This is a genomic window from Thermocrispum sp. (assembly GCF_002919275.1).
Taxonomy (GTDB): Bacteria; Actinomycetota; Actinomycetes; order Mycobacteriales; family Pseudonocardiaceae; genus Thermocrispum; species Thermocrispum agreste.
Window position 1 is genome coordinate 69,191 of the sequence record NZ_PKFA01000025.1, and the last position, 9,227, is coordinate 78,417.

Below are 9,227 nucleotides of genomic sequence, written 5' to 3' on the forward strand. Positions count from 1 at the left end.
TCAGCTGATCGAGTCCCGCCACTTCAGCCAGGTGCGCAGCGTGGACAGGTCCATGTCCGGGCCGGTGGTCTGCGGGACGAACTGAGTGACGCCGAGCTGCAGCAGCTTCTCCGCGTTGTCGCCAGGTTCACCCCGGACGAACACCGCGCGTTCGATCTCGTTCGGGTCCCGCCCGACCGCGGCACAGTGCTCGTCGAGGATGCGGCTCTTGCGCTCCACGACGTCCACGTCACCGATCACGTGCCAGATGTCGGCGCGTTCGGCGACCATGCGCAGCGTCTTGCGCTCCCCACCGCCCGCGATGAGCAGCGGGATACGCCTGGTCGGCGGCGGGTTGAGCTTGCTCAGCCGCTTCTCGATGCGGGGCAGGGCCTCCCGCAGGTCGTTCAGCCTGCTGCCCGCCGTGCCGAACTCGTAGCCGTACTCGGTGTAGTCCTTCTCGAACCATCCGGCGCCGATGCCCAGGATGAGCCTGCCGCCGCTGATGTGGTCGACGGTGCGCGCCATGTCGGCCAGCAGGTCCGGGTTCCGGTAGCTGTTGCAGGTCACCAGCGCGCCGAACTCGGCACGGGACGTGCTCTCCGCCCACGCGGCGAGCATGGTCCAGCACTCGAAGTGCTTGCCGTCCGGGTCGCCGTAAAGCGGATAGAAGTGGTCCCACGTGTACAGAATGTCGGCGCCCAGGTCCTCGGCTTCCTGCGCCGCGCGGCGGATGTCGGCGTAGTCGGCGTGCTGCGGGTGGATCTGCAGCGCGATGCGAATCGGCTTGTTGGGGGTAGGCGTCATGTTTTCACCGTACGCGCGCGATGTGGGGTGGTGATCAAGTTCCGCTTCATCGGCGCCGTTGTGTGGCGGCATGGGCAAGCTTGGTCAGTTCGGTGGCCGCCGGCTCGCCGATGCCTGCCGCGGCCAGGGTGTTCAGGGCGCGTTCGGTGAGTTCGGCGATGCGGTGCTCGACCGCCTCGACCGCGCCGACGTCGACGAGGGCCCGCCGGGCACGCTGCAGCACGTCGTGGGTCAGCTCGGGGTTGCCGATCGCCTGGGTGATGGCTTCCACGGCGCCCTCGTCGTCCTGGTCGCGGGCTCGCTCGATGCCGAGTGCCACCAGCAGCGTCCGCTTGCCCTCGCGCAGGTCGTCGCCTGCCGGTTTGCCGGTGACCTCGGGATCGCCGAAGACGCCGAGCAGGTCGTCGCGCAGCTGGAACGCCACCCCGATGTCGGTGCCGAACGACCGCAGGGCGGTGGTGAGGTCGTCGGCCGCACCGGCCAGCCTGGCTCCCAGCTCCAGCGGGCGTGCCACCGTGTAGGCGGCGGTCTTCAGTTCGCTGACCCGCAGGGCGGCTTCCGGGCTGGCGTCGCCGGTGGCTTGCGTGTGGACGTCGAGGTACTGGCCGGCCAGGACCTCGGTGCGCATCGCTTCCCACACCGGGCGGGCCGCGGCGAGCGCGTCCGCGGGAAGGTCCGCGGCGGCGAACATGTCGTCCGCCCACACCAGGGCCAGGTCGCCGATCAGCACGGCGGCTGCGAGCCCGAACCCCTCGGCGGTGCCCAGCCAGCGCTGTTGCCGGTGCTTGGTGGCGAACGCGACATGAACCGTGGGCGCCCCGCGGCGGATCGCCGAGGCGTCCATCAAGTCGTCGTGGATGAGGGCACAGGCTTGGATCAGCTCCAGCGACGCCGCCGCGTGCAGCGCCCCTTCGGCCGCCGGGCCGTCCGCGGCGCCACCTGCCGCCCGCCAGCCCCACCAGGCGAAGGTCGGCCGCAGGCGCTTGCCCCCGTTGAGCACGAACGCGCGCAGCGCCGCCACCGCCTCGCCGAACGGCTGGTACTTCTCGGCGAGGTCGCCGGCCGCTCGGGCGAGGTAGTGCTCGAGGACGCGCTGGACGGCTGCGGGCAGGTCGGTGTCTGTCACGCGCCTATCGTCCGTCGTCGCCGGTGCACATGCGCGTGCGGGGCGGTGTGTGGGCTCGGTTGCGGGAGCTTTCTCCCGGATCTTGGGAACAATTCCCGGTCTGCGGACGATTGTTACTCTGTGTACATGAGCTCGGTGCTGTCCAGAATCTCCGGCGAGGCACCCACGTTCTCGGTGGAGTTCTTCCCGCCCCGTGACGCCGAGGAGGAGGCGATCCTGTGGCGGTCGATCCGCGAGCTCGAATCGTTCGACCCGGCCTACATGTCGATCACCTACGGCGCGGGCGGGAGCAAGCGCGACGGCACCATCCGCAGCATCGCCAGGGTGGCGCAGGAGACCACGCTGGTGCCGATGGCGCACCTGACGGCGGTGGACCACTCGGTGGCCGAGCTGCGCAACGTGATCGGCCACTACGCCGCGGTCGGGGTGCGGAACGTGCTGGCGCTGCGTGGCGACCCGCCGGGGGACATCCACGGTGAGTGGGTGCCGCACCCGGAGGGGCTGAACTACGCCTACGAACTCGTCGAGCTGATCCGTTCGCTCGGTGATTTCTGCGTCGGGGTGTCGGCCTTCCCGTACGGGCATCCGCACTCGCCGGATCTGCAGACCGACACCCGCTACCTGGTGCGCAAGTTCCAGGCGGGGGCGGAGTTCGCCATCGCCCAGTTGTTCCACGAGGCCGACGACTTCCTCCGGCTGCGGGACAGGCTGGCCGCCGCGGGGGTGGATGCGCCGCTGCTGCCCGGCGTGATGCCGCTGACCACGCCGCGGACGCTGCACAAGACGATCGAGCTGTCCGGCGCGCCCGCCCCGGAGTGGCTGCTGCGCAGGCTGGAGCCGCTGGCCGACGACAAGAAGGCGTTCCGGGCCGAAGGGCTGGACGTGACCACCGAGCTGTGCGAGCGGCTGCTCGCCGAGGGCGTGCCGAACCTGCACTTCTACACGTTCAACCGGTCCAAGGCGACCAGGGAAGTGGTGACCCGGCTCGGCCTGGTTCCGGTCCGGGCGTGAGTCGTGGCCGCGGACGGTTGCCTGCGGAGGTAGCCTGCCGGGCATGGCAGAGGGCATCCACGACACCTGCAACACCTTCGTCGACGAGTTCGCCGCGGCTCACCCAGTGGAAGCCACGTCGCTGGGGATCCCGGGCCACGACGACAAGCTGACCGACTACTCGCCGGACGGCGTGGCCCAGCGCGCCGAATTGGCTCGCCGCGCGTTGGCGGCGGTCCGCGCAGCGGAGCCGGCGGACGACTCCGAGCGGGTGGCCAAAGCCGTGTTCACCGAGCGGGTGGGGCTGGCCGTCGAGCTGCACGAGGCGAACCTGGATCTGGCGCCGCTGAACACCATCGCCAGCCCGGCGCACGAGATCCGCATGGTGTTCGACCTGATGCCACAACGGACCGCGGAGGACTGGCAAGCCATCGCCGCCCGGTTGCACGCGGTGCCTGCCGCGCTCGCCGGGTACCGGGCATCGCTGCTGGAAGCCCTCGATCGCGGTCGTGCGCCTGCGCTGCGCCAGGTTGCCAAGGTCGCCGAGCAGTGCGAGGTGTGGGCTGGCCTCCACGGTTCCGAGGGCTACTTCCAGAAGCTGGCGTCGGCGGCGGCAGGCGCGTCGATCGACGAAGCATTGCGCCGCGAGGTGGAGCGCCGGTGCGCGGAAGCGCAGGAGGCCTACGCCGAGTTCGCCGGGTTCCTGCGTGCCGAGCTGGCGCCGGTGGCCAGGAGCACCGACGCGGTCGGCAGGGACGAGTACGCGCTGTGGTCGCGGGTGTTCCTCGGCTCCGCGGTGGACCTGGAGGAGGCCTACGAGTGGGGCTGGCACGAGTTCGCCGAGCTCGAGCGGGAAATGCGCCAGATCGGTCAGCGCATCAAGCCGGGGGGTTCGCTGGCCGAGGTGGCCGAAGCGCTGGATGCCGACCCGCGCTATCGCGTGGTCGGCCAGGACGCGTTTCAGCAGTGGATGCAGCAGCACTCCGACGAGGCGGTGCGGGCGCTGCAGGGTACGCACTTCGAGATCCCCGGCGAGCTGACCCGGCTGGAATGCCTGATCGCACCGCCGGGAGGGTCGGTCGGCGCGTACTACACCGGGCCGTCGGAGGACTTCAGCAGGCCCGGCAGGATGTGGTGGTCCATCCCGGCCGACCGGGAGGAATTCAGCACGTGGCGTGAGCTGAGCGTGGTCTACCACGAGGGCGTGCCCGGGCATCACCTGCAGATCGGCACCAGCGTGTACGAGAAGTCGCTGAACCGGTTCCAGCGGCTGATGAGCACCACGTCCGGACTGGCCGAGGGCTGGGCGTTGTACGCCGAGCTGCTCATGCGCGACCTGGGCTTTCTGGAGGACGACGGCAACCTGCTCGGCATGCTGGACGGGCAGCTGTTCCGGGCCGCGCGGGTGATCGTGGACATCGGGATGCACCTGGAGCTGGAGATCCCGCGGGGCACGGGATTCCACGAAGGCGAGCGGTGGACGCCGGATCTCGGCCTGGAGTTCATGCTCACCCGGACGATCACCGACCCGGCGCACGTGCGGGACGAGATCGACCGCTACCTGGGCTGGCCGGGCCAGGCGCCCGCGTACAAGATCGGCGAGCGGCTGTGGCTGGCCGCCCGCGAGGACGCCCGGCGGCGGGCCGGGGCGGCGTTCGACCTGAAGGAGTTCCACACCAGGGCGTTGCGCCTGGGTGGGATGGGGCTGGACACGTTGCGCGAGCAGCTGGCCGCGTTGTACTGACTCCGGCCGTGCGGCACTGGTGGTCGTGCCTCGCCGTGGGCCCTGGCGAGCCTCCGGTCCGGAGCATTGGCCGGCCGCCTGGTACCGATGCGCGTCCATGGTCCGCCGCGGCTCGGCCCCGTGGCGTGCTGGCCGGTCCTGCCCTGGTCCGTGCCTGGTTTGTCGTGCGGGCTTCAGCTCGGCGGTCGCTCTGGTGCTGTCACGTCGTGCCCTGTTGTGCCCGGCTCCGTCGGTGGTGCTGGCGGTCCGCTCCGGCGCCGACGCCCGAGCCAAAGTCGGAGGACCACCTTTCCGGCGGCTGCCGGGTCGTGCCCTGACCGCCGGGTCGTGACTCCGGCCGTTCGGCGCGCGGTGTCCGACCGAGTCGTTCAGCGCACAGTGTCCGGCAGGGGCGTTCCGGGTGCGATCACGGTCCGCGCTCTTGGTCCGGCCTTGCCGGAGCCGGCATGCGCTCGCCCTGGCGGCGTTCTGCGGTGTTCGCCGGGTCGCGTCAGTCGAGGGGGAGGCTGCGGCCGAGGACGGCGAACGGCCGCGGGTCGCCTGCGAACCGGTAGTGCCGGAGCACGTCGGTGAAGCCGAGGCGGCGATACAGGCGCCAGGCTCTGCTGGGGCCCTCCGGGGTGGACAGCAGCACCCTCGGCTGCCGCTGATCCGCCAGCAGGGTGCGCACCAGCTCCTCGCCGATTCCGCTGCCCTGGCTGTCCGGCCGCACGTGCAGCTCGGTGAGCTCGAAGTAGTCGTCGAGGGGGTCGGTCGGCTCGCCACGGGCCATCAGCCCGGCGCGGACCTGCTCGTGCCACCACTGCCCAGGTCGGCCGCGATAGCCGTAGGCCAGGCCGATCATGGTTCCTTCGGCGTCGAGGGCGGTCACGTTGCGCCAGCCCTCGCGCAGCATGTGCGCCAGCCACATCGGGGCACGCTGCTCGGCCGTGCCCGGCGGGTAGCGCATGGCCTGCACGTAGAGATCGAGTGATTCGGGCAGCCGCTGCCGGAACTCGGCGGGCGTGAGTTCGACGTAGCGGACGGTGCGCGAGGGCATCGTTGTCACGACCGCCTCCCTCCCTCGCTCTCGGTGAGAAGTCTAATCGCGAACGCGCTGACGAGGACACTTTTGCCGGACCGGGCTGTTGCCCGCCTTCGAACATATGTGCTAATGTTCCCAGTGTTCGAACATGTGTTCGGAAGCGGTCTCGGGTGTGGCCCGGCGGCGATCGGGGAAGCGCCGCCGGGCATTCGCTTCGCGGTCCGCCGACGAAGGAGTGGAGGGGAGCAGCATGGCTGGCACCATGGCCCGGCAGCCCTCGCCCGGCGCCCCGGTCGCCCCGATGGCGCGTTCGTTGCTGGCGCAGGCCAGGCGGACGCTGGGCGATGCGGAGTGGGCCGACAAGCCCGCCGAGCGGTTCACCGCGGCCTATGCCGCGGCGCTGCGAGCGGCCGCCGCCGTGCTGGTGGCGCGTGGCAGGCCGCACCGGGGGCGGGCGAAGCCGGCCAGCAGCTGGGTGCTGTTGGAGGTCTCCGCGCCCGAGCTGGCCGAGTGGGCGAGGTTCTTCGCCGCGCACTCCGGTCTGCACGATGCCGCGCAGGCGGGCATCAGCGGCCGGATCAGCCGGCGCACGGCCGACGATCTGGTGCGGCAGGCGGGCCAGTTCACCGAGCTGGCCACGCGCGCGGTGTATGCGGGCCCGCCGCAGGGTGTGCGTGCGCGCGGTGTCCGGCGTGCTGGTCAGCGCAGGGTGGTGCCGGGCGAAAGCGCCGCGGTGCGTGTCCCGGCGCAGCGAGACCTGCGGTCCGCCTGATGTCGAAGAAGGTTCTCGTCGAGCACGGGCGGCTGCTCGATGTGCTGGGGGTCGAAGTCGAATTGCTGGTGGATGCCTCCTCGGGCGCCCGCCCGGATGCGCGTGTACCTGCGGTGCCTGGGCTGACGCTCGCCGAGACGGTCCGGCATGTCGGCTCGGTGTATCGGATGGTCGTGGCGTGGTTGCGAACCGGTGAACGGCCGACCGAGTGGCAGCGGGAGCCCGCGCGTGGTGAGCCGGTGCAGCAGTATCTGCGGGAAAGTTATGCGGAACTGGCCGAGGAGCTGGCGAGGCGGGATCCGCATGAGCCTGCGGGCACCTGGTGGCCGGAGGACACCACGGCCGGATTCTGGCGCAGGCGCATGGCGCACGAGACGACGGTGCATCGCACGGACGTGGAGAGCGCGGCGGAAAAGGACGTCACCGAGGTCGCCGAGGACGTGGCGGTCGACGGTATCGACGAGGTGCTGACCTTGTGGTACGGCCATCGTCTCGGGGTCCTCGGGGTGTCCGGGACGCGGGCTGGCACGGTGGGCATCAGCGTGGGCGATCGGCACTGGATGACCAGGGCCGGCCCGTCGGCCACGGCCGCGTGGCGCGCGGACGCGGACGAGGTGGCAGGGGCCGACGCGCGCGTGACGGGTACCGCGATGCGGCTGTACCTGTGGCTGTGGGGGCGAGTGCCGACCGGTGCGGTGACCACGGAGGGGGACGAGGACGCCGTCGCCCAGCTGTGGGCGCTGCTTCGGCTGGCCACTCGGTGAGGGTTCGGTCGGCCACGTGCCGAGCGGGTGCATGAGGCTCACCGAGTGGCAGAGTGCTGGCCGAGCCGCACGTGCGCCGAGTGGGCAGGACGTGGCCGAGGTGCCGGGGCGTGGTGGCCGAGCTGCCGGGGCGGCCGGGCCATGGTCCTGCCGGCCAGCCGATCCCATCGGCCGCAGGGCCGGCCAACGTCCGGTCTGCCGGGCGTCCTGGTTTGCCGGGCGTCCTGGTTTGTTTTCGTCGGCCGAGTCGCCCGAAGTTGCGGACTCGCCAGGGGCGTCATTGCCGACCCAGCCCCCGATGCGGCGCGGCTGCCACTCCGACGCCCGTGAGGAATGGTCGTCGACTGGGCTCCGCGGGCGGTTCTTGCCGGGCGAGGCCCGCTGCCGTCGACCCTGCGTGACGCCCAGCCGGCCGCCGGCTCGGCGCGGCTTGCGCCTGTCTGGCTGTCGGCTTGCTGTGGCTGGTGCCCGCTTGGTTGGCGGTTTGGACGGTTGACGCCCGCCTGGCTGTCGGCTTGGCGTGGCTGGTGCCTGTCTGGCTGTCGGCTCGGCGTGGCTGACGCCCCCGGCAGTCGGTTCGTCGCGGCTGACGCCTGTTGGCCGTCCGCTTGGTGCGGTTGACCCATGTGGCTCTCGGCCTGGTGCGGCTGACCCGCCTGGCTGTCGGCCCGCGTGGCTGGCGCGCGTCGGCTGCAGGCCGGCCAGCGGCGGACCTGCCTCCCGCGTACCTCACCTCACCGGTATCCCGCGTATCTCACCAGCGCGTTCGCTCTGTACGCCGATCTTGTCCCGCTCGTCTGAGCCGTGCCGGTGCTCCGGCCCGATGCCGCAGAGCCACCACATCCTGCTCACAGCCCGGTTCCCCCGAAACCGGGCCGCCCGGCTCACCGTCGCCGACAATAAACCGGGCCGCCCGGCTCACCGTCGCCAGAACCACGTCGATTCGCGGCACATCCGGAAGGCCTTTTTCCGCTGTTCCGGGGCCAGCCGGTCCAGGTAGAGCTTGCCGTCCAGATGATCGGTCTCGTGCTGCAAGCACTGCGCCAGCAAGCCCTCCCCGGCGATGGTGACTGGTTCGTTGCGCACGTCCACGCCCCGGACCACGGCGCGCTTGGCCCGTACCACCGGAAACCACAGCTCCGGCACCGACAGGCAGCCTTCGTCGACCTCGTGCACGTCGTCGGAGACTTCCACCAGCTCCGGGTTGAGCACGTAGCCCAGCTGCTTGCCGACCCGGTAGCTGAACGCGCGCAGGCCGACGCCGATCTGCGGTGCGGCCAAGCCCGCCCGGCCCGGCTGGTCGACGGTGTCGAGCAGGTCGCGCACCAAGACCTCGGTGCTCCTGTCGAACCGCGTGATGGGCTCACACGGGGTCTTCAGCACCGGATCTCCGAAGTACCGCAGTTCCTTGATCGCCACCGCTCCTCCGTTCCCTGCGACGCACGCTCGACACCGGCGCACCTGCCGGCGTCGACAACAGCTCCCACACCGGACCAGCACCCGGGATCGACCCGGAACCTCGCCAGGATTCCGCTACGGGACCAGCACCGCGATTCCATCACGGAACCAACCGGTTCCTGACGGGGCCAACCGGTTCCTGACGGGACCAGCACGCGCACTACGTCACGGGACCGGTTTCGGGACCTGTCACGGGGCCAGCTCCCGCAATCGGTCACGAGGTGCCCCGCATCGGTCACGGGGCCAGCTCCCGGATTCCACCCCGGGCCAGCACCGGGGCGGTGCCGCGTCGGAACGAGGTCCTGTCGGCGGCCCACCAGGGCGCTTCCGCAGACGACCGCAGGCCGGCTGGTCGCCTGCCCACAACAGCCAATCCGGTCCGTGTTCGATCCACCAGCCGCCCACTGGCTCCGCATCGCCCCTGCCCGCGAGCACCAGAGCCTGCTCCTGCCCCGTCCGGAACGACCGGGAGCGCGGTCCGTGGCGTTGCTGCCGGGCACGACGACGGGTGCGGTCCGTGGCGTTGCTGCCGGGCACGACGACGGGTGCGGTCCGTGGCGTTG

At 71.2% G+C, this 9,227-nt stretch carries 8 protein-coding genes; 4 read left to right on the forward strand and 4 right to left on the reverse strand.

Annotated elements, in window-relative coordinates:
* Both CXP56_RS06155 and CXP56_RS06160 read right to left on the reverse strand, forming a co-directional pair.
* Positions 1 to 786, reverse strand: a complete 786-nt coding sequence (locus CXP56_RS06155; protein WP_028848133.1) for an LLM class F420-dependent oxidoreductase — start codon at positions 784 to 786, stop codon at positions 1 to 3.
* Positions 787 to 832: 46 nt separating this feature from the next.
* Positions 833 to 1,912, reverse strand: coding sequence for a polyprenyl synthetase family protein (locus tag CXP56_RS06160; protein ID WP_286900304.1), 1,080 nt, complete (start codon positions 1,910 to 1,912; stop codon positions 833 to 835).
* Positions 1,913 to 2,038: 126 nt separating this feature from the next.
* Between CXP56_RS06160 and metF the strand changes: the two genes are divergently transcribed.
* Together metF and CXP56_RS06170 are read left to right on the forward strand one after the other, a co-directional pair.
* On the forward strand, positions 2,039 to 2,923 hold the full coding sequence (metF, locus tag CXP56_RS06165) for a methylenetetrahydrofolate reductase [NAD(P)H] (protein ID WP_028848135.1): 885 nt from the start codon (positions 2,039 to 2,041) through the stop codon (positions 2,921 to 2,923).
* Positions 2,924 to 2,966: 43 nt separating this feature from the next.
* Positions 2,967 to 4,646: a DUF885 domain-containing protein gene (locus tag CXP56_RS06170; protein ID WP_038045078.1), complete on the forward strand. Its 1,680-nt coding sequence runs from the start codon at positions 2,967 to 2,969 to the stop codon at positions 4,644 to 4,646.
* Between the two features lie 490 nt (positions 4,647 to 5,136).
* Here the strand turns inward: CXP56_RS06170 and CXP56_RS06175 are convergent, their stop codons facing one another.
* Entirely contained in the window at positions 5,137 to 5,694 is a 558-nt protein-coding gene (locus CXP56_RS06175; RefSeq protein WP_028848137.1) for a GNAT family N-acetyltransferase, read from the reverse strand.
* A gap of 226 nt (positions 5,695 to 5,920) precedes the next feature.
* Between CXP56_RS06175 and CXP56_RS06180 the strand changes: the two genes are divergently transcribed.
* Positions 5,921 to 6,442, forward strand: a complete 522-nt coding sequence (locus tag CXP56_RS06180; protein WP_156899240.1) for an SAV_6107 family HEPN domain-containing protein — start codon at positions 5,921 to 5,923, stop codon at positions 6,440 to 6,442.
* Complete coding sequence (locus CXP56_RS06185; protein WP_286900310.1) at positions 6,442 to 7,206, forward strand: maleylpyruvate isomerase N-terminal domain-containing protein; 765 nt, start codon at positions 6,442 to 6,444, stop codon at positions 7,204 to 7,206. Before CXP56_RS06180 ends, CXP56_RS06185 begins: the two co-directional genes overlap by 1 nt.
* Positions 7,207 to 8,124: 918 nt before the next feature.
* On the opposite strand, the gene def is transcribed toward CXP56_RS06185, so the two are convergent.
* A complete protein-coding gene (def, locus tag CXP56_RS06190; RefSeq protein WP_028848139.1) occupies positions 8,125 to 8,625 on the reverse strand; it encodes a peptide deformylase in 501 nt (166 codons plus the stop codon).
* Between the last annotated feature and the right edge of the window lie 602 nt (positions 8,626 to 9,227).

Coding starts and splice junctions, on each gene's coding strand:
- CXP56_RS06155 (WP_028848133.1), bottom strand. CDS start 786: ATGACGCCTACCCCCAACAAGCCGATTCGCATCGCGCTGCAGATCCAC.
- metF (WP_028848135.1), top strand. CDS start 2,039: ATGAGCTCGGTGCTGTCCAGAATCTCCGGCGAGGCACCCACGTTCTCG.
- CXP56_RS06170 (WP_038045078.1), top strand. CDS start 2,967: ATGGCAGAGGGCATCCACGACACCTGCAACACCTTCGTCGACGAGTTC.
- CXP56_RS06180 (WP_156899240.1), top strand. CDS start 5,921: ATGGCTGGCACCATGGCCCGGCAGCCCTCGCCCGGCGCCCCGGTCGCC.
- CXP56_RS06185 (WP_286900310.1), top strand. CDS start 6,442: ATGTCGAAGAAGGTTCTCGTCGAGCACGGGCGGCTGCTCGATGTGCTG.